At 62.1% G+C, this 23,560-nt stretch carries 17 protein-coding genes; 5 read left to right on the forward strand and 12 right to left on the reverse strand.

The features are described 5' to 3' along the window. Nucleotides 1-96 precede the first annotated feature (96 nt). A complete protein-coding gene (locus ACXX81_RS08805; protein ID WP_458571522.1) occupies nt 97-4,728 on the forward strand; it encodes a hypothetical protein in 4,632 nt (1,543 codons plus the stop codon). A 63-nt stretch (nt 4,729-4,791) separates the two neighbouring features. Here ACXX81_RS08805 and efeO (ACXX81_RS08810) read toward each other — a convergent pair whose 3' ends face one another. Genes efeO (ACXX81_RS08810) through efeU form a run of 4 tightly spaced genes read right to left on the reverse strand, consistent with a single transcriptional unit; the run spans nt 4,792 to nt 9,003 of the window. Then, nucleotides 4,792-5,610 carry an iron uptake system protein EfeO gene (gene efeO / locus ACXX81_RS08810; protein ID WP_209982460.1) on the reverse strand — a complete coding sequence of 273 codons (819 nt, stop codon included), beginning with the start codon at nt 5,608-5,610 and terminating at the stop codon, nt 4,792-4,794. A gap of 16 nt (nt 5,611-5,626) precedes the next feature. Then, nucleotides 5,627-6,931 carry an iron uptake transporter deferrochelatase/peroxidase subunit gene (gene efeB / locus ACXX81_RS08815; RefSeq protein WP_458571523.1) on the reverse strand — a complete coding sequence of 435 codons (1,305 nt, stop codon included), beginning with the start codon at nt 6,929-6,931 and terminating at the stop codon, nt 5,627-5,629. Nucleotides 6,932-6,944: 13 nt separating this feature from the next. After that, the gene (gene efeO, locus ACXX81_RS08820; RefSeq protein ID WP_458571524.1) at nt 6,945-8,147 is read right to left on the reverse strand and encodes an iron uptake system protein EfeO; all 1,203 of its coding nucleotides are present in this window, start codon (nt 8,145-8,147) and stop codon (nt 6,945-6,947) included. 10 nt (nt 8,148-8,157) lie between these two features. Beyond that, nucleotides 8,158-9,003, reverse strand: a complete 846-nt coding sequence (gene efeU, locus ACXX81_RS08825; RefSeq protein ID WP_209982454.1) for an iron uptake transporter permease EfeU — start codon at nt 9,001-9,003, stop codon at nt 8,158-8,160. A 168-nt stretch (nt 9,004-9,171) separates the two neighbouring features. Between efeU and ACXX81_RS08830 the strand changes: the two genes are divergently transcribed. Next, complete coding sequence (locus ACXX81_RS08830; RefSeq protein ID WP_458571525.1) at nt 9,172-10,191, forward strand: AraC family transcriptional regulator; 1,020 nt, start codon at nt 9,172-9,174, stop codon at nt 10,189-10,191. A 153-nt stretch (nt 10,192-10,344) separates the two neighbouring features. Here ACXX81_RS08830 and ACXX81_RS08835 read toward each other — a convergent pair whose 3' ends face one another. From ACXX81_RS08835 to ACXX81_RS08860, 6 genes are all read right to left on the reverse strand, one after another. Then, a complete protein-coding gene (locus ACXX81_RS08835; protein ID WP_209982450.1) occupies nt 10,345-11,760 on the reverse strand; it encodes an efflux transporter outer membrane subunit in 1,416 nt (471 codons plus the stop codon). Further along, nucleotides 11,757-14,936, reverse strand: a complete 3,180-nt coding sequence (locus ACXX81_RS08840; RefSeq protein WP_231423401.1) for an efflux RND transporter permease subunit — start codon at nt 14,934-14,936, stop codon at nt 11,757-11,759. The genes ACXX81_RS08835 and ACXX81_RS08840 overlap by 4 nt, the downstream gene beginning before the upstream one ends. 15 nt (nt 14,937-14,951) lie before the next feature. Next, entirely contained in the window at nt 14,952-16,193 is a 1,242-nt protein-coding gene (gene mexE / locus ACXX81_RS08845) for a multidrug efflux RND transporter periplasmic adaptor subunit MexE (protein ID WP_209982446.1), read from the reverse strand. A gap of 173 nt (nt 16,194-16,366) precedes the next feature. Continuing rightward, nucleotides 16,367-16,756: a hypothetical protein gene (locus tag ACXX81_RS08850; protein ID WP_122458707.1), complete on the reverse strand. Its 390-nt coding sequence runs from the start codon at nt 16,754-16,756 to the stop codon at nt 16,367-16,369. A gap of 32 nt (nt 16,757-16,788) precedes the next feature. Next, nucleotides 16,789-18,045: a 3-phosphoshikimate 1-carboxyvinyltransferase gene (locus ACXX81_RS08855; RefSeq protein ID WP_458571526.1), complete on the reverse strand. Its 1,257-nt coding sequence runs from the start codon at nt 18,043-18,045 to the stop codon at nt 16,789-16,791. A 90-nt stretch (nt 18,046-18,135) separates the two neighbouring features. Continuing rightward, on the reverse strand, nt 18,136-18,690 hold the full coding sequence (locus tag ACXX81_RS08860; RefSeq protein WP_458571527.1) for a UPF0149 family protein: 555 nt from the start codon (nt 18,688-18,690) through the stop codon (nt 18,136-18,138). Between the two features lie 204 nt (nt 18,691-18,894). Here ACXX81_RS08860 and ACXX81_RS08865 point away from each other — a divergent pair, with 204 nt between their 5' ends. Beyond that, complete coding sequence (locus ACXX81_RS08865) at nt 18,895-19,707, forward strand: crotonase/enoyl-CoA hydratase family protein (RefSeq protein WP_322213758.1); 813 nt, start codon at nt 18,895-18,897, stop codon at nt 19,705-19,707. A gap of 5 nt (nt 19,708-19,712) precedes the next feature. Further along, complete coding sequence (gene nudC, locus ACXX81_RS08870; RefSeq protein WP_209982437.1) at nt 19,713-20,546, forward strand: NAD(+) diphosphatase; 834 nt, start codon at nt 19,713-19,715, stop codon at nt 20,544-20,546. Here nudC and ACXX81_RS08875 read toward each other — a convergent pair. Continuing rightward, complete coding sequence (locus ACXX81_RS08875; RefSeq protein WP_209982435.1) at nt 20,514-21,293, reverse strand: TSUP family transporter; 780 nt, start codon at nt 21,291-21,293, stop codon at nt 20,514-20,516. The genes nudC and ACXX81_RS08875 overlap by 33 nt on opposite strands. A 144-nt stretch (nt 21,294-21,437) precedes the next feature. On the opposite strand from ACXX81_RS08875, the gene ACXX81_RS08880 reads away from it, so the two are divergent. After that, nucleotides 21,438-22,100, forward strand: coding sequence for an isochorismatase family protein (locus ACXX81_RS08880; RefSeq protein ID WP_458571528.1), 663 nt, complete (start codon nt 21,438-21,440; stop codon nt 22,098-22,100). 346 nt (nt 22,101-22,446) lie between these two features. Here the strand turns inward: ACXX81_RS08880 and ACXX81_RS08885 are convergent, their stop codons facing one another. After that, nucleotides 22,447-23,511 (reverse strand): methyl-accepting chemotaxis protein, encoded by a 1,065-nt coding sequence (locus ACXX81_RS08885; RefSeq protein WP_442964107.1) that lies wholly within the window; start codon nt 23,509-23,511, stop codon nt 22,447-22,449. Nucleotides 23,512-23,560: the final 49 nt, after the last annotated feature.

Raw genomic sequence — 23,560 nt, forward strand, 5'->3', positions numbered from 1 at the left:
CGGGGACAGGATGGGCAACTGAGACAGGCGCGGTTTGAGCCTGTCGCCGCTCGCCACAAGCGCGAGAGTCGCGCTGCAAATACTGGCCCTGCGGCTTTGGAAGAATTCGGAACCCCAGGGTTTACGCAAAAGGCTGATGAAACGTTACAACAATCCTTGATTGAGTGGCTGATTACCGGCAAGTCCAAAGACCACCTCTTCCCTCGAAATGCCTCTATCCAGCCCTTCATTGATGTCTTCAACAAGGCCGCACGGGAGCCAAAGGTGCAGGCCTGGTTAAAATCCATGGGCATGGATGTCTCATCGGTGCGCGTGTTCAGCGATGGTGTGGAAGGCACTGTGTTGATCAAAGGCAAGCAGGTCAAATGCAGATTCACCGCCACTGACGGGTCAGGATGGAACGAGGTCGGCGCCAGGTTGACTGAGGCAGCGGACAAATTGTCCCCCAACTCCGCCGGGGTACTGCTGCCGCAGAAAGGTCGCTTCGTGGATTTGGATACCGTCTTCAATTTCTACGGTGTGGAACCGCCCCACAGCGATCAGCAAAAAGCGTCCCTTGGTGAACTGCTCAAGACCGCTGGCTGGCCAGCGATAACCGACGATAAACGCAGTCTGTGGCGTCAGCAGTACGCGCAGCTGCTACAGAAAATCAGCGATATTGATGCTCGATCAAGCCTCGCGACTCAACTCTTGCAGTTGGTTAAAGATGCCGTTGACACCGATACCCTCAGCCTTGGCGACAGACTGGCAGTGGTTCGGCCCGAGTCCACGCTGGCGCAAAAAAGCCAGGCACCGCGTGAGCACTTTGCAGCATGGCTTGCGCTGCCCGCGTTCAAGACATTCATTGAAAAAGTTGGCTTCGGCGGCGTGGACCAGGTCTACAGGATAGTCGATGGCGATCTGCAAATACTTGACCGGCGTAGCCAATGGTTTCCCCTGGGCAGTTTTCTGCAGGACGAGATCAGTAAGGTCGGCGTCGGTGGCAGTCCGCAAGAAAGACAGGCTATAGAGACCCTGGACAAGCGCTTCGGTCAGTTGCAGGAAATGTGCAAGTCGATCGGCAATACTGTGTACTCGCAGCCTCTATACGATGCGCGTCAGTACCTGGTTTTTTCCGGGCTGGGATCCCCCCGCACACTGGCGCAGGTTTACGCGGCCATCAGCGGACTGAGCGAAAATCTTCCTCCAGCCCCACCGCGCTGGACCCTGCCGTCTACACGGCCGGAGAACCCGAATCGTGCATGGGCGGACGCGGGTTTTGGCAAGTACCTGCTCAGCTCGATGCAAACCGGTTATGCACTTGTAAAGATCCCTGACGATACGTCCCTGGCGCCTGCTCTGGACATTTACCGCCAGGTCTTGGCCCAGCCCGACCTGCAGGCGTGGATCAAAAGCAAAGGGTTGGAAACGGACGGGCTGGAGTTTCACCGGGACAGCATCAGCGGCTATGCCAACCTTGACGGCGTGCGCACGGCCGTGACCTTCAGCACCGCTGACAATTCCGGCTGGTGGCAGGTCAGCGAGAAACTGCGCTTGATCACAGAGGTGCTGGACCCGGCGGACGAGGGCCTGTATTACCTGAAAGAGGGGGAGTCGTGGCTGCCTGTCGGGGTCGTCGTGCAGGCTTATGGATTGCCGCAGCTTGACGCTTACGAAGGCCGAAACCCGGTGATGGCGCAGCTGCAAACCGGCGCGCTGGTGATGCCCGCTAGACAGTACCAGAGCCTCGGCAGCCGTCTGGAGCACGTGCGGCAAACGATCGGTGACCTGGATGAGCGCGCCTACCTGGGCGATTACCTGGAGCGCAAGATCGGCAATGCGCCTGACGATGCGCCTTGGGACTGGTCCGAACATGCGGCGCAGCCATCCGCCAGCTCATCGTTGGTCGCGGGTGATCATAGGGTTCGGGCAAGTCTTCAGCGATTGACTGAATCGCCCGCGCTGCGCACTCATCTGGAAAAAGCCGGCTTCTTCTGGGAGGGGCAGCCATTTCGGCTGTCCGAAGGCAAATTCGAGCATCAGCTCCCGGACGGGGGTTGGCTGGATCTTACAAGCGTCATCAGTGCGGATCGCGGGCTGGAACTGGAGCTGCACCAGTTGATGGATCTGAGCCATGCCCGGGGACATGCGCTTTATTCGGTGCCGTCATACGACGTCCGCCAACTCCTGGACTATAAGGGCCTGGGCTCACCGCGCACGGTTGGCGAGACGCGCAATGTGGTGCGATGGTTGCGCAGTGCGTTGCCGCCGGCGCCGCCGTTGGGGAATTACTCCGGCCTTTTGGAAGAACCGTGGTCTCCTGGCAGATTGACGGCAGGCGATAAAGCCAGCCTCAAGGCCGAGGCCGACAGGCGTCTGGGTGGGCAGAGTCCGCCGGTTTTCGACTACCTTGAAGAGACATCGCCGGAACTGCTGCAACAGAACCCGGCGGAGTGCCTGGAAAAATTTCTGAACAGCCGCGAGGTTCTCAACGACGGTGACGCCTTTGCCCACATGTTGAAATGGCAAGCGTCACCAGTGCCCAAAGCCGTGCGGCAACAGTTGGCGCTCGCTGCGCTCACCTTGCACGCAGGAGTGAACGTACCGCCCCGGCCCGGCTATATCGCGGGCTATGCACTCTACCAACCGAGCAACATGGGGCGCACTTTCAACGCAGTAAGGCGCGACCTTGAGAAACATCTGCAGCTTGAGCGGGGCCTTGACCCGAAACTTGCGGTACTGGTGGCACAGGTCGGCCTTGCGCAGGTGGCGCCCGAATTGCTGATCATGGACGTGCCCAAGGAAATCAGAATTGGCACGCCTGGCTGGATGGAGCTGCGGCTGGGTGCTGCCATGGCAGAACTGAAGGGCCCAGGCACCAGCCGCATGATGAACGAACAGCAGATCAGCGATCTGACCACGCTGGCCGCCACCAGCGAAGAGCAGGCTATCCTGATTCAGCTGCCGGCCATGAGGATCCTGCTCGACTGGGCAGTGCTCAATGGGGTCATCCCTGCTGCTGTGGCGGGAGAGCATCCCGAATCGGCGCTCAAAACTGCCACCGCAGCCTTTTTCAAACAACGCCGGGAGGTCAACGACGCATTGAACGCCGTCGCAGAGCTACCGGCGCGCAAGGCCATTGCCATCAGGGAACTGCTCAAGGTATTTCCGGGCATCACGCGCAACGAGCTGGAAACGATGAAAGTACTGCTTGCCGACTCCGATGCTCGACGCAATACGCCCATTTCCGAGCCTCGCGCACGTTCGCTCATCGAAACCTACATGACCGGCGACTTGATGCCAGGCAAATGGATACTTAGGGATGACATGCCTGAAAGGCTGTCAAGGCATCGATCGACTCCGTTTCAGACGAACCTCGCCGTTGAGGCGCCTGCCGAGAAGCGCGCAGAACTCGATGAACGAATTCGTAGACTTCCCGCGTTGAAGCCGCTGCTTGAACAAGCCGTCGATGCGCACAGCGCGACCCTCAAGACTGCCTACGCCACTCAGCTCAAACTCATGTTTGCCAAACTCCCCCTGGCCGACCGTCAACTGCTTGACCACCCGCAGAGCGTCGTCACTGTGTTTACCGTGCGCGGCGAGACCGGGCTGCCGCCCGCCACGCAGACCGACGCCGATGTGCAAGCCGCGAGAGGTCGGCAAGGTACATTGATGAGGGTCGAACTGGGCAAGCAGGTGTGTTATTTCGAGGTGTTTGTCAATGGGGAAATCATCAAACGCACTGACCTTCCTCAACAACTGAGAGAGGGTGATGTGCTTAAAGGTAAACCCAATCCGTTAGGTTTGAATGGTATCTACGTAAAGGCCTTTACGGGCGGATTCAAACTTAACCTGGACCTGGACGCTTACTTGAAAGGTGCTACGCCCAGGCCGAACGTGTCGTCCAAGGTTATCGTTGAACGCATTGGCGAGCCCATTGGCGGCGTTAAATCGGCCGGTGGTGCACCCAGCTCGGACATGATTGACACGTATGCATCGCCGAAGACCCACAGCATCGCGACGCTGATTGCCGACAAGAATTTGTATGAAAGCGATGAGCAGATGCTGCTCAGGGCCGAAGGTACCTTGCCGCTGGAAAAAAAACGCGAAGCGCTCGCCCGGGACAAGGCTATTTTGAAGGGCCTCGTCCCCTTTCTCGGTGCTTATCAGGAGTTTTCGGACGGCAATATCGGCAGTGGGTTGTTCGCCCTGACATTGGACGTGGGCGGGGTCCTTATTGGAGCCGGAGGCCAGGTGCGGTCGTTGTTGCGTACGGCCAAGGCGCTTACGCCCAACCCGTTGGGTAGCGCATTTCGCCGGTTGGGAAGTGCGGTTTCGCCCCTGACACCGCGTAAGGCCTGGACAAAGCCGGTTGCAAGCTTCAGCGACAGGGCGTTCAACTTCATCAAGGAGTCGGCATTATTGGCAAACGGGGTCATGAATCCGGCGGATGGTTACGCGCAGTTGACAGCAGCCGCCGTCAAGGGCGTGTTCAAGCTATCGCGGCTGGTGCCAAGTGCATCGTTGCTCGGCAAGGCCTCGCCCCACCTGATCACGATTGAAGAGAAATTGAGGGCTTATTGGTTGGCCGGTGGATTGGATTCGGCACCAGCGCCTCGCCAATCAGGCCAGGCCGGTACCAGTCAGGGTGTCGCCGTCGTAGCGTCCAGGGTCAACGGTGTCTGGTATGCGCTCAACCCGCAAACGGGTAAGCCGGATGGAACACCGTTATCTGACTTCCATGTGTAGCCCGGCAAACACGCCAAAAGCGTCCGGGCGCCCATACAGGCGGTCCGAACACTCAGTGGCATATCAGTTCAAACCCAACTTGCCCCGCAGGGTCGACAGGTCTTCGGCCAGGGTATTAACCGGACCCACCAGGGCCTTGCGGTCGTTTTCCTTGACCTTGTCGTAGGTCTGGAAACCACCGTCCGGGGTTTTGTATTTGGCGAGGATCTTGTCCACCGTTGCGAAGTTCTTGTCGACCTTGGTCAGGAACGCCTTGTCCTGTTTGTCGATCTGGCCGCGGAACAGGTCAACGATTTTCTTCGCACCGTCGATGTTGCCCTGGAAGTCGTAGAGGTCGGTGTGGCTGTAGCGGTCTTCCTCACCGGAGATCTTGGTCGCGGCGACTTCTTCCAGCAGCGCGGCGGCGCCGCCGACGACTTTTTCCGGCGGGAAGGTCAGGCCGTCGACGCGGGTTTTCAGGTCATTGACATCGGTGTTGAGCTTGGCGGTCAGCGCTTCCAGGCCCTGGGTGCTGTTCTGCGAGAACAGCGCGTATTCGATGCGGTGAAAGCCGGTGAAGTCTTCGGCGGTCACACCTTTTTCGTGGTCGTCGACACGTGAGTCGATGGACGCGTCCAGGTCGCTGAACAGTTCGGCAATCGGCTCGATGGACTCGTAGTGCACACGGGTCGGCGCGTAGAGCTTTTTCGCCGTGGCCAGGTCGCCCTTGTTGATCGCAGCGGTGAACGCCTGGGTCTGGGTGACCAGCTCGGCGATCTCTTCGGTGACGTAGATCTTGTAGTCCGACACCGGACCGACCAGGTCCAGGGGCGCGGTGGCGGCAAATGCGCTCAGCGGCGAGAGGGTCATTAGCAACGACAACGCAATAGTCGACTTCTTCATGGGACGCTCCGGTTTTTTAGGTATTGGCAGTGGTTTGAGGGGGCGTGGCCGCCAGCAGCGTGCGCCCGATAAAGTCCCTGGGCCCGGTAACGCCGGGCAAGGTGAAGAAATACCCGCCGCCCACCGGCTTGAGGTACTCCTCCAGAGGCTCGCCATTGAGCCGGGTCTGCACGCTGATAAAGCCTTTCTCCAGGTCGGCCTGGTAGCAGATGAACAGCAACCCCATGTCCAGCTGACCGTTCTTGTTGACACCGTTGGAGTAGTTGAACGGCCGGCGCAGGATCAGGTTGGCCTGGGTCTGCGGCGTGCGCGGGTTGGCCAGGCGGATGTGCGCATCGAGCTTGGTCAGCTTGCCTTCCGGGTCTTTGCTGTAGTCCGGCACCTGGGATTCGCTGTGGCCCCCCATGGGTGCACCGGTGGGTTTGACGCGGCCGATGATGCTTTCCTGTTCCTGCAACGGCGTGCGATCCCAGCGTTCGACGAAGTTGCGAATGATGCGCACCGCCTGGTAGCTGCCATGGGCGGCCCAGGCCGGTTCATCGCTGCCGGGCTGGACCCAGACGATCTGGTCCATGGTCTTGGCATTGTTGGAATCCGGATTGGCCGAACCATCGCGAAAGCCGAGGAAGTTACGCGCGCTCTGCGCCGGCTCGCCGGGTTTGGTCGGTGCCTGGGGCGGCACACTGCCTTCCTGTTTCCAGCGCACCAGCAGCAGGTCGGGCAGATTTTTCACGATGTCGCGCAGGGCATGGATATTGGTGTCGGTCGTGTTGGAGCAGAACTGCAGGCTCAGGTCGCCGTGGCACTGCGCCGGCTCCAGCGCATCATTGGGGAAACCGACCATGCGGCTCAGCCGCTTGGGCTTGACCGCTGCAAGGCCGAAGCGCTCATCAAACAACGACTCGCCGACCGACACGGTGATGGTCAGGTTGTCCGGCGTGACCACCGGGCCAAGGATGCCGGAATCGGTGGGCGGCAGTTTCGGGTCGACCTGGGGCACGGTGCCGCCGGTCATCAGAAAACGGATGCGCTCGTTGAGGGTATGAAACAGCCGCTCCAGGTCTTCGCGGTCGCTGGCCAATACGTCGAATGACACCAGCATGCCGCAGGCCGGGCGGGGGGTAACGATGCCGCTCTGGTGCGTGCCGAAAAAATCGTGGTGGTCCTGGGTCTTGTCACTGCGCGGTGCAGTGGTGACCTGTTCGGCCGCGGCGGCCATCGCCGGGCAGCTCAGGCTGCTGCCGGCAATCGCAGCGCCGGTGGCGGCCATGCCCAGCAGGACACGGCGGCGTTGTGCGGAAAACTGCTCTGAATCACTCATGTATGCGTTCGTCTCACTGCAGGCCGGAAAGGCCAAGGGCGGGGTCGATTCCATCGAGTGCGGCGGCCAGTGCCTTGGCCTTGTCGGCGATCTGCTTGCGCTGATCAACGGTGATGCTGTCGTAGCGGGCGTAACCGTTATCCACCTTGAATCCCTGGAGTTCGCTGTCGAAGGCGGCGAGGGCACTGTCGATAGTGGGCAACAGGTCGGCGGCGGACTTGCTCAGCAGTGGTCGCATCAGCTCCACCACTTTGTGCGCGACCTGGAGGTTGGCGGCAAACCCGTTGAGGTCGATATGGCTGTAGCGTTCCTCTTCACCGCTGGCCGCGCGTACATCGGCCAGGCTGTTGAGGTTGCGCACCACAATGCTCACCAGTTGCTCCGGCGGCAGGGACTGGGCCAGCAACTGCTGCTTGAGCGTGGTGACGTCGGCCACTAGGCGCTGCGCAATCGGCGCCAGGCCATCGAGGCTGCGCTGCTGGAACAGGCTGTATTCCAGGCGGTGGAAGCCACTGAAGGCCGGGTCTTGCTCGCGTTTTTCAAAGTAATCGGCGCGCGCGTTGATCGCGTTGTCCAGTTCGGCCAGGCGCTGAGCAGCCGGCGCCAGGCGCTGGTAGGCCTCACGCGCCGGCACATACAGCGCCTGGGCTTGGGCCAGGTCGCCGGCGTCGATGGCTTGTTGCAGCGCCGTTGTCGTCTTGACCAGCGCGCTGCCCTGGCCGCTCAGGTACACGCGAAATTCCGACAGCGGTCCGATAAAAGCCACCATCGAAGGTTTGGCCTTGGCCTGGGCGTCGGACTGCGCAGTCGGCGTTACCCGCAAGGTGCCGCGCGGGTTGCTCAGCAGCCCGCAGGTGATCGCGTAGTCGCCGGGCAGCAGGTTGGCGTTGATCACCTGGCTCAGGCCCGGCGCAATGTTCTCGCGCTCCTCGACCACCAGCACGCCATCGAGGATTTCCCACTCCACGGCGCGGTCCGAACGGTTGACGATGCGAAAGCTCGCGCGGCCGGCCGGCACGGTGAGCGCATTGGGCTCGCAGGCATGGCCGTGGAGGGTCACGGTGATTTCATTGTGGTTGGCCTGGCGTTTGCTCGCGGCCAATTGCGAGGCGTAATAGAACAAACCACCGGCGGCGATCATCACGACCACCGAGCCTGCCACGGCCCAGCGCAGGGCGCGGGACGGCGGGGCGGGTTGAGGCGTTGGGCTGGACAAGAGACGGTCCTTACTGACTGGAAGCGGAAGAGGATTGGGCGACAGGCGCAGCAGGCGATGCGGGCAGGAAAAACATCACCAGTGCCACCACCAGGTAAATCAGATAGGCGCCAAGGGTGCTCACGGTCGGCGCTTCCTGGTAGCCGAACATCCCGGCTAGCACCGAGCCCAGCGGGCTGTCCATTGGCAGCGCGCTGCTGAAATCGAACAGCACGGTTTGCAGGTGGTTCCACACACCGGCTTCGTGCAGGGCCTGCACCGAGTTGGCGAGGATGCCGGCGGCCACCACCAGGATAAACAGGCCGGTCCAGCGGAAGAACGCGCCGAGGTTCAGGCGCATGCTGCCGCTGTAGATCAGGAAACCGACGATGATCGCCAGGATCAGGCCGAGCAGCGCACCGATCGGCGCGCCAGGGCCTTCGCTCTGCTGGAACACCGCGAGCAGGAAAAACACGGTTTCCAGGCCTTCGCGGGCCACGGCGAAAAACACCATCAGGATCAAGGCCGTGACCTGGTGTCGGGAACCGGTCAGGGCGTGATCGAGGGAGGCGTGCAGCGAGTGCTTGATCGAGCGGGCCACCTTGCGCATCCAGAACACCATCGAGCTGAGGATGCCCACGGCCACCAGTCCGACAATGCCTTCGAACAATTCCTGCTGCTTTTGCGGAAACTCGGCACTCACCAGTTCCAATCCACCGCCCACCAGCAAGGCCAACGCAGCGGCGAGAAACACCCCGATCCACACCGCCGGCATCCACTGGCCACGGCCGGTTTGCTGCAGGTAACTGGCGATGATGCCAACGATCAACGCGGCCTCAATGCCCTCGCGCAGCATGATGAGAAAGGGGACAAGCATTCGGCACCACAGGGTAATTAGGTAGGGTGCTAAGTTGTAACATAATGATACTCATTACTAAACAGGAAAACTTGACGTTTGCTGAACCCTGGCTGAACGGTGGTGGCAAAGCGCAAGCGCCCTTATGATGCTCGCCATCTTCAGTGTGATCGGATTGCCCCGCAGCCCATGTCGGAAAAAGACACCATCTCTGTCCACCTTGTGCGCGAGGCTTTGTTGCAGAGCTGCGCGCCGGGCGCCGCTACGCTTGAGGCCCTGAGCAAGGTCGGCATCGACCCGGCGCTGCTGGAGCAGCCGCTCGCCCGCGTTCCCGCCACAGCCTATGCGCGCCTGTGGCGTTTGCTCGCACGGCGCAGCGACGATGAGTTCTTCGGCATGGACCCGCGCAAGCTCAAGTCCGGCAGCCTGGCGTTCCTGTGTCGTGCCGCAATGGCGCAACCGAACCTGGGCGCGAGCCTGGAAACCGGCCTGGGTTTTCTGTCCTTGATGCTGGAGCAGATGCCCGCTCAACTGGTGCGCCAACAAAGCCTGGCCGAAATCGTGTTGCTCGAACCCGCGCCTAAACGCGCGTTTACCTATTTCACCTATTGGATGATCGTGCACGGCGTCGCCTGTTGGCTGGCGGGCCGGCGTATCCCGATCCTGGCCATTGAGCTGCGGTGTCCGCAACCGGCCTTTTATGACGATTACCGGGTGATGTTCTCCGACAACTTGCGCTTCGACCGGCCGCGCACGCGCATGATCTTCTCCGCCGATTGCCTGGACCTGCCGATCAAGCGCAGCCCGCAGGAGCTGCAGCGGTTTCTGGCGCATGCGCCAGCCAACATTCTGGTCAAATACCGCGACCCGCAAAGCCTGGCCACGCGCATCAAACACGACCTGCGCCAACTGCCGCCCGACACCTGGCCGAAAACCGACGGCCTCGCGGCGTCGCTGTGCGTGTCCGCCTCGACCCTGCGACGCCGTCTGGCTGAAGAAGGGCAGACCTACCTGGGCCTCAAGGACAACGTGCGTAAAGAGTTGGCCATCGTATGGTTGGCCGAACCGCAGATCAGCTTTGCCGAGATTGCCGCGCGGTTGGGATTTGCAGACACCAGTTCGTTTTATAAAGCCTTTCGCAAATGGTCCGGATCAAATCCGGGCCATTATCGCAGTTTGATCCTGAACGAAATAATGCCTGGCAAGTAGTGCCAGTGTGGGACCAGAACGTCGCTGACAGCGTCATTCTTTTAGGAATTTGCCACGTAGCTCCTTTCCCAAGACCCAAAAAAAAGCCCCATGACCGAATGGGTCACGGGGCTAAAATTGGCTGGATGCGACCAACCAAAGGAGCTCTTTACATCACTTGCTGCTAGCGACAACCGTGTCCGGCTGCCAGCCACCGCCCAGCGCCTTGTAGATCGCGACAATCCCGCGATACAGGTCCACTTCGGCCTGAGCCTGGGCGTCTTCGGCGGCCAGACGTTCCCGTTGGGCATCAAGCAACACCAAAAAGTCCACCGTGCCTTCGCGATAACGAATGGCCGCGAGGTCGGCGGCGGCGCGGCTGGACTCACTCTGACGGATCAACGACAGCAACCGCTGTTGGCGTTTGCCGTAATCACTGAAAGCATTTTCCGATTCTTCCAACGCCAGCAGCACCTGTTGCTCATAGGTCGCCAGCGCGCCATCGGCCTCGGCGTCCGCGCCGCGCAAGCGCGCACGCACGCTGCCCAGGTCGAACGCCGCCCAGGTAATGCTTGGGCCGAGCGCCCAGGCATTGGCTGCCGATGAGCCGATCTGCGAACCGCGCCCGGCGGTGAAGCCGAGGAAGCCGCTGAGGCTGACCCGTGGGAACAGATCGGCCTTGGCCACGCCGATGCGGGCGGTGGCGGCGGCCAGCTTGCGTTCGGCGCTGAGGATGTCCGGACGCCGTTGCAGCAGTTGCCCCGGGTCGCCGATCGGCAGCGCCTTGGCAATCGCCGGCAGGTCTTTGGGGCTCAGGTCGACGCTGAGCTTGTCCGGGCGCTGGCCGAGCAGGGTGGCGATGCGGTTGCGCTCGCGCACCTGTTCGGCCTGCAGCTGCGGCACGCTGGCTTCCACCGAGGCCAGGCGTGCATCGGCGCGCTCCACATCGAGCTGGTCGCCCACGCCGGCATCACGCAGGCTCACCGTGATGCTGCGTGAGTCCTGCTGGTTCTTCAGATTGTCCAGGGCAATGCGTTCGCGCAGTTGCGCACCGCGCAACTGGCCGTAGGCATCCACCAGTTCGGCAATCATGCTCACTTGCAACTGGTACAGGTCGGCCTCGGCTGCCTGCTGGTCGGCGTCGCTGGCTTCCAGATTGCGCTGGATGCGGCCGAACAGGTCCAGCTCCCAGGCCATGTCCAGCCCCAGGTCATAACGTTCGCTGTTGACGCGCCGAGTGGTCTGGCCAGGGATCTGCCCCTTGGCCAAGTCACTGCTGGCGCGGCTGGTGATGGTCGGCATGGCGTCATTGCTGGCGTCATCACGAATCGCCCGGGCCGCACGCAGGCGGGCAAACGCCACGCGCAGGTCACGGTTGCCTTGCAGCGACTGAGTCACCAACTGATTGAGGGTCGGGTCCTCGAACTGCTGCCACCAGATACCTTCGAACTTGGCGTGATCGTATTGCTTTGCGTCTGCAGCGGCGGTGATGTTCGCCGCCTCCGGCGTCTGGGTTTTGTAGTCCGGGCCGACGGCGCAGGCGGCGAGCGCCAGTACCAGCAGGCTCGGCAGGAATAGTTTCACGCTCATGGCTGTGTCTCCAGCTTCAAGGCCTTGGCCGCTTTGCGCGCCTGGCTGCGCTCCACATAGCGACGAATGAGTACGTAGAACACCGGCGTCAGCAACAGGCCGAAGAAGGTCACCCCGATCATCCCGGAGAACACCGCCACGCCCATGGCATGGCGCATCTCGGCACCGGCACCGCTGGACAGCACCAGTGGCACCACACCCATGATGAAGGCGAACGAGGTCATCAGGATCGGCCGCAGACGCAGGCGGCAGGCTTCGAGCACCGCAGCCAGCGGGTCAAGGCCCTCGGCCTGTTTGTCCTTGGCGAACTCGACGATCAGAATCGCGTTCTTGCACGCCAGGCCCACCAGTACGATCAGACCGATCTGGGTGAAGATGTTGTTGTCGCTGCCCGAGATGATCACCCCGGTGATCGCCGACAGCAGGGTCATCGGCACGATCAGGATCACCGCCAGTGGCAAGCTCCAGCTTTCGTACTGCGCGGCCAGCACCAGGAACGCCAGCAGCACGCAGAGCGGGAATACGAACAGCGCGGTGTTGCCCGAGAGGATCTGCTGATAGGTCAGGTCGGTCCACTCGTACGTCATGCCATTGGGCAGTTCATCCTTCAACAGTTTTTCAATCGCCGCTTGAGCCTGGCCGGAGCTGTAGCCCGGTGCGGCGTTGCCGTTGATCTCTGCGGTGATAAAGCCGTTGTAGTGCATCACGCGGTCGGGCCCCGAGGTGTCGCTGACCTTGATGAAGGTCGCCAGCGGGATCATCTCGCCCTTGTTGTTGCGCACTTTCAACTGGCCGATCTGGTCTTCGTCCTGACGGAACTGCTGTTCAGCCTGCACGTTGACCTGGTAGGTGCGGCCAAAGCGGTTGAAGTCGTTGGCGTACAACGAGCCCAGGTAGATCTGCAGGGTGTCGAAGATGTCGCTGATCGCCACGCCGTGGGTCTTGGCCTTCTCACGGTCGATGGCGGCATCGACCTGGGGCACGTTGACCGTGTAGCTGGTGAACAGACCAAACAGCTCCGGCACGCCACGGCTCTTGGTGATGATGTTCTGCACTTCCTTGTACAGCTCGTCGTAGCCCAGGTTGCCACGGTCTTCGACCTGCAGGCGGAAGCCGCCGATGGTGCCCAGGCCCTGTACCGGCGGCGGCGGGAAGATCGCCATATAGGCTTCCTGGATGCCGGCGTACTGGCCGTTCAAGGCACCGGCAATCGCACCGGCGGACAGGCTCGCGTCCTTGCGCTCATCGAACGGCTTCAAGGTCACGAACACGATGCCGTTGTTCGGGCTGTTGGTAAAACCGTTGATCGACAGGCCCGGGAAGGCGATGGCACTTTCCACGCCCGGCTGCTTCAAGGCGATGTCGGACATGCGTTTGATCACCGCTTCAGTACGGTCCAGGCTGGCGGCGTCCGGCAATTGCGCGAAGGCCACCAGGTATTGCTTGTCCTGGGCCGGCACGAAACCGGTGGGGGTGTGGGCAAAGCCGAACCAGGTCAGCACCATCAACCCTGCGTACAGGAACAACGCGATACCGCTGCCGCGAATCACCCGGCGCACGGTGCCGACGTAACCGTGGCTGGCTTTCTCGAAGAAGCGGTTGAACGGACGGAACAGCCAGCCGCCGAACAGTTTGTCGAGCACTTTGGAGAAGCGGTCCTTCGGTGCGTCATGGCTGCGCAGCAACACGGCGGCCAGGGCAGGGGACAGGGTCAGCGAGTTGAACGCCGAGATCACCGTGGAAATCGCAATGGTCAGGGCGAACTGTTTGTAGAACTGCCCGGTCAGGCCGCTGATGAACGCCGCCGGAATAAACACTGCACACAGCACCAGCGCCGTGGCGATGATCGGGCCGGTCACTTCGCTCATGGCCTTTTCCGTGGCCGGGTAGGGGTCCAGCCCCAACTCGATATTGCGCTCGACGTTCTCCACCACCACGATGGCGTCGTCCACCACGATACCAATGGCCAACACCAGGCCGAACAGCGACAGCGCATTGAGCGAAAAGCCGAACAGGTGCATCACCGCAAAGGTCCCGATCAACGAGACCGGCACCGCCACCAGCGGAATGATCGACGCGCGCCAGGTCTGCAGGAACAGGATCACCACCAGCACAACCAGGATCAACGCTTCGAACAGGGTATGCACCACCGCTTCGATGGAGCCGCGCACGAACACCGTCGGGTCGTAGGCGATGCGGTAATCCATGCCTTCGGGGAAGCTCTTCTTCAGCTCCGCCATCTTGGCGCGCACTTCGTTGGAGATGTCGATGGCGTTGGAGCCAGGGCGCTGGAAGATCGGGATCGCCACGGCCGGCTGGTTGTCGATCAGCGAGCGCAGGGCGTATTGGCTGGAGCCCAGCTCAACCCGTGCGACGTCCTTGAGACGGGTGATCTCGCCGTTGTCACCGGCGCGGATCACGATGTTCTCGAACTCTTCTTCAGTGACCAGACGACCCTGGGTGTTCACCGACAGCTGGAAGCTGGTGTCGTTGGGCGCAGGCTGCGCGCCCAGGGCACCGGCCGCTACCTGGCGGTTCTGTTCGCGAATCGCCGTCACCACATCGGTGGCGGTCAGGTTGCGCGAGGCGGTCTTGTTCGGGTCCAGCCATACGCGCAGGGAGTAGTCGCCCATGCCGAACAACTGCACGTCGCCGACGCCGCCGAGGCGGGCCAGTTCGTCCTTGATATTGAGGATCGCGTAGTTGGACAGGTAGAGCATGTCGTAGCGCTGATCGGGCGAAGTAACGTGCACCACCATGGTCAGGTCCGGGGAGGCCTTGTCCACGGTGATGCCGATGCGTGTCACTTCCTCGGGCAGTTTTGGCTGAGTGCGCGTCACGCGGTTTTGCACCTGCACCTGCGCGTTGTCCAGGTCGGTGCCCAGGGCGAAGGTGATGGTCAGGGTCAGCTTGCCGTCAGCGGTGGATTGCGAGGACATGTACAGCATGTTCTCGACGCCTGTGATTGCCTGCTCCAGCGGCGCGGCCACGGTTTCGCCGATGACCTTGGGGTTGGCGCCGGGGAAGTTGGCGCGTACCACCACGGTGGGTGGCACCACTTCCGGGTATTCGCTGATCGGCAATTGAAACAGCGAGATTGCACCCGCGATCAGGATCAACAGCGACAGCACCGCTGCGAAGATCGGCCGCGAAATGAAGAACTTGGAAAAATTCATCTTGAGTCGTATCCCTTAACCGCGTGGAGTCGCGACAGCAGCGAGCTTGGGCGCGGTTTTTTCCGGCGCCACCTGTTCGAGGTTGCTGGCTTCAAGCGCTTGTCGTTGTTGGGCGAGAGCGGCGAGGGTTTCCTGGCTGGCCATCGGGATGGTCTCCGGGGAAACCGGCGTACCCGGGCGCACGCGCTGCAGGCCTTTGACCACAATGGTGTCGTCCTTGCCCAGGCCGCTGCGCACGATGCGCAGGCCTTCGATCTTTGGCCCCAGCTCCACGGCGCGATAGGCCGGCTTGTCGCCTTCCATCACCAGCACGAACTTCTTGCCAAGGTCGGTGCCCACGGCCTCGTCGTTGATCAGCACGGCAGAATAGGTGCCGCTGCCCACCAGCTTGAGGCGGGCATACAGGCCAGGGGTGTATTCGCCCTTGCTGTTATCGAACACGGCGCGCCCGCGAATGGTGCCGGTGGCCGGGTTGACCTGGTTATCGACGAAGTTCATCTGGCCCAGGTGCGGGTTGCCGGCTTCATTGGACAGGCCCAGGTACACCGGGGTGGTCGCGCCACGGCGGCCCTGGCGCGCCAGCTCGGTGTACTTGAGGTACACGCGCTCGTCGGCGTCGAAGTAGGCATACACCTTGTCGGTGGAAACCACGCTGGTCAGCGCGGTGGTATCGGCCGTCACCAGGTTGCCGGCGGTGATCTCCGCGCGGCTGACCCGGCCGCTGATCGGCGAGGTCACGCGGGTAAAGCTCAGGTTCAGTTTGGCCAGGTCCAACTGCGCCTGGATCCCGGCGACCGCAGCGCGGGCTTCCTGGGCGGCGGTGGTGCGCGAGTCGGCCAGTTCGGCGGAAATCGCATTGCTCTGGCGCAGACGGTCACCGCGCTGGGCTTCGTTGTCACTGCGGTTGGCGGCGGCCTTGGTCTGTTGCAACTGGGCTTCAAGCTGGCGCACTTGCGCCTGGAACGGGCGCGGGTCGATCTGAAACAGCAGGTCGCCTTTCTTGACCAAAGCGCCTTCGGTAAAAGCGACTTGATCAATCTGGCCAGAGACCCGAGGACGAATCTGCACAGTTTCCGGGGCTTCGAGACGGCCGGTGAATTCGTCCCACTCGTTGACCGGTTGTTCCAGCACCTTGGCCACGCTGACTTTCGCCGGTGGCATGGCGGCGGCCTGATCGGGGGTCTTGCCGCAGGCGCTCATCACCACCACGGCCAATATCGCCAGGGGGAAGCGCAAGTGTTTGAGTGACTGTTCCATGAGGTGCATCCGCCAATGTATTTGAGATGGGCGGATCATGCGCGGGGTAGGGGTATGTCACGAATCGAATGAGGCGAAGGTGACTATCATTCGGAATGATATAAGCAGGAGGGGGGATGCTGGCTTGGGCCTGGGTACCTATCCGTTACCTCAGCAATGGATATGCCGTCTCATCACCCCTGGCCAAACAAGTCATAAGCATCAAGCAACCGATAAGCAATCTCCGGCCGTTTCTCCAGGCCCCGGCGAATCGCCGCCGGAATCGCCTGCCGTGTCTTGCGGCACATTCCCGGCAGTTCATCGATGACAATCTGAATTCCCCGCATGCTCCTGACCTCGGTATGCCCGGGCGCCACATGCACGCGAATCCCCAGCAGCTCATACATGCGCTGCTGCATGTGCTCCAGGTCCTGCAGACTCTTGAGATCTTCCAGCCGGGCAAGCAGCTTTTTTTCTTCCTGACGCGTCAGGCCAAGCACCCGCAGGTCCGCACCCGGCGCCTGCAGCAGCTGTTCACGGGCGCAAATACAGGCGCCGGGTGGGCAGGGTTGGCGAATTGTCATGTGCATTCCCTCCCCATTGCGGCGCCACCGACTTAATAGGTCAGCGCAACGCCCAGGCTGCCCAGGGCTTTCCAGTAATCAGGATAGGTCTTGGCCACGCAGTCCGGGTCCTGGATGCGAATGCCCGCGACCTTCAGCCCCGCCAGCGCAAAGCACATGGCGATGCGGTGGTCGGCGTGGGTGTCGATCAGCGCATTGCAGGAAGTGCCGGCCAGCGCCGGGTCGGCGGCTACCAGCAAGTCATCGCCCTCGATGGTCGCCAGGCCCGGGCGGATTTCGTTGAGGCCGTCGTGCAGGGCCTGCACGCGGTCACATTCCTTCACGCGCAGGTTGGCCAGTTCAGTGAAGCGTACCGGGGTGTTGTTGAAGGCGGCCAATACCGCCAGGGTCGGGATCGCGTCCTGCATCTGCGAGCCCACCACGGTGGCCGGCATGTTCGGGAACTGCGCGATCACCGCCTGGGCCCTGGCGTCCGGCTGGGTGAAATCCTGCGCGGCCACGCCGATATCGATACGGCCGCCGGTTAACACTTCAGCCGCCCACAGGTAGGTGGCGGCGGACGCATCCGGCTCGATCAGGTAGTCATGGGCACGGTAGCCGGTCGCGGCGACGCGCCAGGTGCTGTCGTCGACTACCTCCACCTGCGCGCCGAATGCGCGCATGCAGTCCAGCGTCAGGTCCACATAGCCACGAGCGCCAATGTCCTTGCCGGTCAGTGCCACTTCAATCGGTGCTTCGCCGCACGCCGCCAGCATCAGCAGCGCCGAGACGTACTGGCTGGACAAGCCGCCGTCGATCTCGAAGCGCTTGGCCTGCACCTTGCCCACGCCGTGTACGGTCACCGGCGGGCAGCCGGTGGGGCTGTCGACCTGAATGCCGTTCTGCCCGAGGGCGGTCAGCAGCGGGCCGATCGGGCGTTTTTGCATATAAGCGTCGCCGTCCAGCACGACGTTGCCTTGCACGGTGGCCACGGCGGCGGTGAGAAAGCGCATCGCCGTGCCGGCATTGCCGAGAAATAGCGGTTGCAGGGGCCGTTGCAGCTTGCCGGAACCGGTCACCACAAAGGTGGTGTCATCCGGCTCATCGATGGTCACACCCATCTCGCGCAAGGCCACCGACATATGCCGGGTGTCATCGCTTTTCAGTGCGCCGCTCAGGCGACTGGTGCCGGTGGCCAGGGCGGCCAGCAACAGGGCGCGGTTGGTGATGGATTTCGAGCCGGGGGGCGCGACCTTGCCGTTCAGGGGGAAATTGGGCGGGGTAACGGTCACGGTTTTCTGCGAACTCAAGGTGCAAGGCTCCTGATCAGGGCAAGGTGGCACGGAGTGGCCGACGGGCGGACTCGAATAATCGGCCAAAGCAGCGGTGCTTGTCGAGGCTTAGCGCAAGGCCAACCAGTAATCGTGCAGGGCGCGCGCGGCCGGTTCGATCTCGCTGACGCGCTGCTGGTGCGCCTGTACATCGAGGTCGGCCGGCAGCTCGAAGTTGTCCTGCTCGGCGCACTGGGCGATTTTTTCCAGGTGCGCGGCCTGCTCGGGCGGCAGGTCAGGCCAGTGGGCGATGGCCGCGCCACGGATGTAGCCAAAGCACCACTCTTCGGCGAGGGTCAGGGTGTGGCCCTGATGCTCGGTGTCATCGAAACGGGCCTTGAACCCCCGGGCATCGTTAGCCAGTTGGGCGGCCAGGGTATTCATGTGGCGTACGCACAGTTCGAGGAAACCCTGGGCTTCGTCCGCGCTTTCCCAGGCCGGGTTGTGTCCGCCCCAGATCGCCGGGAACCACTCGCCGACATCCACCCGGGCCGGGCTCGACACCAGCGCGGTGAAGTAGCCATCGAGTTCTGCCAGGTTGAGTACCGAATGGTCGTCGCCGTATTTGAGCAGGGTTTCGTCGATGAATTCGAAATCGGCCAGGGCGAGAGGGTGGCTGTGCATGGGCATGTCCTTTGAGCATGGAGCGCCGCGAGCGGGCGGCTTAAAGCGCGAAGGATGGCGGGTGCGCGGGGTTTTATCCAGCATTTTCCCAGCGGCTCGGTGCCCATGGCGCCGATAAGGGCGCGTCCGGCTTTTGGCCGATGCGCCCTTGCGCAGCCTTGTTATAGTCTGGCCCTTATCAATCGTCAGTCAGGGATCACTGCCATGTCCGAATACCAAGCCTTCGTCGTCGAACTCAGCGGCAACGTTGCCCATGTGCAGATCAACCGCCCGGAAAAGATCAACGCGATGAACGCGGCATTCTGGCGTGAAATCGTCGAGATCTTTCAATGGGTCGAAGACACCGACGCCGTGCGCGCCGTGGTACTCAGCGGTGCGGGCAAGCATTTCTCGTCGGGTATCGACTTGATGCTGCTGGCCCAGGTGGCCAATGACCTGGGCAAGGACGTGGGGCGTAACGCACGCCTGCTGCGGCGCAAGATCCTCGAGCTGCAAGCCTCGTTCAACGCGGTCGACAACTGCCGCAAGCCGGTGCTGGCGGCGATCCAGGGCTACTGCATCGGCGGCGCCATCGACCTGATCAGCGCCTGCGACATGCGTTACGCCGCCGAGGATGCGCAATTCTCCATCAAGGAAGTCGACATTGGCATGGCCGCCGATGTCGGCACCCTGCAACGCCTGCCGCGCATCGTCGGTGACGGCATGCTGCGCGAACTGGCCTACACCGGCCGTCAGTTCGGCGCCGAAGAGGCGCGCAGCATTGGCCTGGTGAACCGTGTGTACCCCGATCACGCCAGCCTGTTGGCCGGGGTCCTGGAGATTGCCCGCGAGATTGCCGCCAAATCGCCAATTGCCGTGACTGGCACCAAGGCCATGCTCAGCTACATGCGGGACCACAGCGTCAATGACGGTCTGGAATACGTTGCCACCTGGAACGCGGCTATGTTGCAATCCAACGATTTGCGCGTGGCCATCGCGGCCCATATGAGTAAACAGAAACCCGACTTTGTGGATTGACCGACATGACTCCAGGCTGGATTACCACAACGCTGCTGGACAACGAGACTCCCGGTGGCTGGGCCGTTGCGCGCAGCCGCGAGGGCTTTTTACAGGACGCCAATGGCCCGCTGTTTCCGCGTGAATGGCTCAAGCGCCAGGACCTGTCGGTGTTCGCCGAGCACGGTATCGGCCACCTCGATGGCGAGCCGGTGTACCTGCTGGAGCTCAACAGTGCCGCCGACGTGCCAGGCTGCAGTTGGCAGGGCCTGCGCGGCTTCATGCTGCAGGGCGATCACACCCTGTACAAGGTGCTGGGTTATGCGGCGCAAATCGGCACCTGGGCGCGTGAGCACCGTTTCTGCGGCAGTTGCGGTCAGCCCATGGTCCAGGTGCCGCGCGAGCGCGCGATGTTCTGCCCGCCCTGCGATTTGCGCAGTTACCCGCGCATTTCGCCGAGCATGATCGTGCTGGTGACCCGCGGCGACGAGATTCTGCTGGCGCGTTCACCGCGCTTTGTCACGGGGGTGTACAGCACGCTGGCGGGGTTTGCCGAGCCGGGCGAGTCGGCCGAGGAGTGCCTGATTCGTGAGGTGCGTGAAGAAGTGCAGGTGGAGGTGAAGAACATTCAGTACAGGGGCAGCCAATGCTGGCCGTTTCCCCACTCGATGATGCTGGGCTTTCATGCCGAATACGCCGGCGGCGAGATCGTGCCCCAGGCCGACGAGATAGAAGACGCGCAGTGGTTCAATATCCACGCGTTGCCGCCGTTGCCGGCGTCGCGCTCGATTGCGCGCTATCTCATCGACCTGTACCTGGCCCGTCGCCTAGGCCACGCTGAACCAGTGTTGCCAGGCTAGGCGTACGGTCAGACCAAGCACCACGGTGATGAACACCGGGCGAATGAATTTGGCGCCGCCGCTGATTGCGCTGCGTGCGCCAAAGAATGCACCGCACATCACCGACAGGCCCATGGCCAGGCCGACGATCCAGTCCACCGACCCATTGATGATGAACACCGTCAGCGCCGCCGCGTTGCTGACGAAGTTCATGCTGCGCGCCACGCCGCTGGCTTTCACCAGGTCGATGGGGTGCAACAGCATCGTGCTGACGGTCCAGAACGCGCCCGTGCCGGGCCCGGCCACGCCGTCGTAGAAACCCAGGCCGAAGCCCTGGGTGGCCTGCCATTTCTTCCTGATCGGCGCATCGGCATCCAGCGGCGCCTTGGGCGTTCCGCCGAACAGCAGATACACACCACAGGCGAAAACAATCACCGGGAGCATCTTGTTCAGCGTTTCGGCGGGCAGGTAATGCGCGACCACGGCGCCGGTCAGTGCACCAATCAGGGTGCCGACGATGGCGTGCACCCACTGGCGCGGATGGAACAGCTTGCGCCGGTAGAAGGTGAAACTGGCGGTGGCCGAGCCGAAGGTCGAGCTGAGCTTATTGGTGCCCAGCACCAGGTGCGGCGGCATGCCGGCCGTGAGCAGGGCAGGCGTGGTGAGCAAGCCGCCACCGCCGGCGATGGCGTCGATAAAGCCGGCGACAAAGGCAACCACGGCGAGGATGGCCAGGGTGGTGAGGTCTACGCTGAGTTCGAAGGGCATGGGCAGTCGACTTGGGTTGGCGGGCACAACGGGGTGGCTGTGACAAACGGCGCTATCTTACCTGACCGTCAGGCGTTCAATCGCAAAACTGTAATCAAAAAACGGACCTCTATACACTTCCTGCCTGGCCACGGGAGAACCGCCATGCCCCTCGCAAAAATCGCCATCGCCTCATTCGATGTCGACGCCCAGAAAAGCTTCACGCCACTGTGCCCCAAAGAGTTGCCGGTGGCCGGTGGTGACCAGATCGGCGCCGAGCTCAACTACATGGCCAGCCTTGCCGGTCATCGTATTGGCAGCAAGGACGCGCACACCCCGCACGCACCCTGGGTAGTCTCTCGGCACAGCGAAATGCTGCAGCCCACGGGCCTGGCGCATGCCGATGTCACCTGGGTCAACCACTGTGTGCCTGGCACCGAGGGCTTCACCCTGCTGGATGAACTGCCCACGCCCTACGACTACGATTACTTCGTCTGGAAAGGCGTCGAACCCGACCTGCATCCCTACGGTGCCTGTTACCACGATCTGCATGACAAGCTCTCCACGGGCGTCATCGAGTACCTCAAGGCTCACAGCGTGCAGCGGGTTATCGTCGGCGGCCTGGCTCTGGACTACTGCGTCAAGATCACCGCCCTGCAACTGCTCAAGGCGGGTCTGGCGGTGGTGCTGCACCTGCCGGCCTGCCGCGCGATCACGCCGGAGGGCGGCCTGGATGCCGTCGATCAGTTGCTCACGGCAGGCGCCGTCATCAGCCGGACCCGTGAAGAACTGGCCGCGACGCTCGTACGTTCCGATGCCTACGATTGATCAGACGGCCAAAAAAAGATAACGCGAAGTGCCCTGCGGCAAAAGGTAACGTCTCCTACATTCTTGTGCAGGATTGATTTTTTACCTTTTGCGCTCTTGTAAGGTAAGGAGTAAAGAAGTGCTTCCAGTGTATTCAGGGAGGGTCTCCACAGCATCCATTGTCCGCGCGCAAGCGTCCTGCACGCTGGTGCAACGATTACGCCAGTCTGTGTGGTCAAATTTCACTGCGCGCAACGAACGCTCGTCAGAGCGCTGTACAAAAAGTTTTCAGACAACCTCAAGGCCAAAAGCCGTCGGGCCAGGCAGCAGTAAAGCCCGCTGCCCAACCGTGGCAAATCTATGGCGGTCAGCGGGTCGCCACGCTGAAAAAGGCTACCTTGGTGCTTAACCTGTCCGCCAGTTCCGCCAGTTCCTGGTTGGCGTTTTCCACCACTTCGGAGCCAACTGCCGATTGCACGGTGGAACTGTGGATACGCGTGACGTTCTGCGCGACCTCTTCGGCGGCGGCGCTCTGCTGCACCGAGGCGCTGGCGATCTGCGCGTTCATGGTGTTGATCGCGCCGACTTCCTCGCTGATCTTGCCCAATGACACTTGCGAATCGCGGGTCTGGCCGACCGTGGTCTGGGCCAGGGCGCGGCTGCGCTGCATGATGTCGGCGGCGCTCTGAGTGCCGCTTTGCAGTTTGCCGATCATGTCGCGGATTTCCTGGGTGGACTCCTGAGTGCGAGTTGCAAGCGAGCGCACTTCGTCGGCCACCACCGCAAAGCCGCGGCCATGTTCACCGGCGCGTGCGGCTTCAATCGCGGCGTTCAGGGCGAGCAGGTTGGTCTGCGCGGCAATCGAGTTGATCACCTCAATCACCGTTTCGATGCTTTCGCTGTCGCTGGACACCTGGTTGACGCGGGTAGTGGCCTGTTCGAGAATTTCCGCCAGTTCTTCAATCGCCACGCTCACTTCACCCACCAGACGGTGGCCGCTGTTGACTTCGGCATCGGCCTGCAGGGTGGCCCTGGCGGCGGCCGAGGCGTAGCCCGATACCTCATTGACCGACGCGGCCATTTGCGTAATGGCGGCGGCCACATGCTGGGCTTCGCTGGTTTGCAGGGTGATCTGCTGGCGGTTGTCGCCAGCCGCAGACAACAGGGTCACCGATGAATCCCGCAAGGCCTGGGCCGATGCGCGCACTTCGGTGATGGTGTCGCCCAGGCGAATCAGGGCATTTTTGAGAATGCCCATTACGCTGTCGGGGTGACGCGTCTCGATACGCTGGTTCAAGTCACCCTGAGCCAGGCGCCGGATCGCCTCGGCCACTTCTTCCGGCTCGGCACCGAGGGTGGCCTTGACCTTGCGGATGATCAGCAGCGACACCAGTACGCTCAACACAATCGCCACGGCGCTGGCCAGCAGCATCAATACCGCGAAGTTGCTCGCTGCGGTTTGCACCGAGCCAAGCTGGTGC

It is taken from the genome of Pseudomonas sp. GNP013 (assembly GCF_054343995.1).

Coding starts and splice junctions, on each gene's coding strand:
- efeU (WP_209982454.1), bottom strand. CDS start 9,003: ATGCTTGTCCCCTTTCTCATCATGCTGCGCGAGGGCATTGAGGCCGCG.
- ACXX81_RS08830 (WP_458571525.1), top strand. CDS start 9,172: ATGTCGGAAAAAGACACCATCTCTGTCCACCTTGTGCGCGAGGCTTTG.
- ACXX81_RS08880 (WP_458571528.1), top strand. CDS start 21,438: ATGCCCCTCGCAAAAATCGCCATCGCCTCATTCGATGTCGACGCCCAG.
- efeB (WP_458571523.1), bottom strand. CDS start 6,931: ATGAGTGATTCAGAGCAGTTTTCCGCACAACGCCGCCGTGTCCTGCTG.
- ACXX81_RS08840 (WP_231423401.1), bottom strand. CDS start 14,936: ATGAATTTTTCCAAGTTCTTCATTTCGCGGCCGATCTTCGCAGCGGTG.
- mexE (WP_209982446.1), bottom strand. CDS start 16,193: ATGGAACAGTCACTCAAACACTTGCGCTTCCCCCTGGCGATATTGGCC.
- ACXX81_RS08885 (WP_442964107.1), bottom strand. CDS start 23,511: ATGCTGCTGGCCAGCGCCGTGGCGATTGTGTTGAGCGTACTGGTGTCG.
- nudC (WP_209982437.1), top strand. CDS start 19,713: ATGACTCCAGGCTGGATTACCACAACGCTGCTGGACAACGAGACTCCC.
- ACXX81_RS08850 (WP_122458707.1), bottom strand. CDS start 16,756: ATGACAATTCGCCAACCCTGCCCACCCGGCGCCTGTATTTGCGCCCGT.
- ACXX81_RS08860 (WP_458571527.1), bottom strand. CDS start 18,690: ATGCACAGCCACCCTCTCGCCCTGGCCGATTTCGAATTCATCGACGAA.
- ACXX81_RS08835 (WP_209982450.1), bottom strand. CDS start 11,760: ATGAGCGTGAAACTATTCCTGCCGAGCCTGCTGGTACTGGCGCTCGCC.
- ACXX81_RS08865 (WP_322213758.1), top strand. CDS start 18,895: ATGTCCGAATACCAAGCCTTCGTCGTCGAACTCAGCGGCAACGTTGCC.
- ACXX81_RS08875 (WP_209982435.1), bottom strand. CDS start 21,293: ATGCCCTTCGAACTCAGCGTAGACCTCACCACCCTGGCCATCCTCGCC.
- efeO (WP_209982460.1), bottom strand. CDS start 5,610: ATGAAGAAGTCGACTATTGCGTTGTCGTTGCTAATGACCCTCTCGCCG.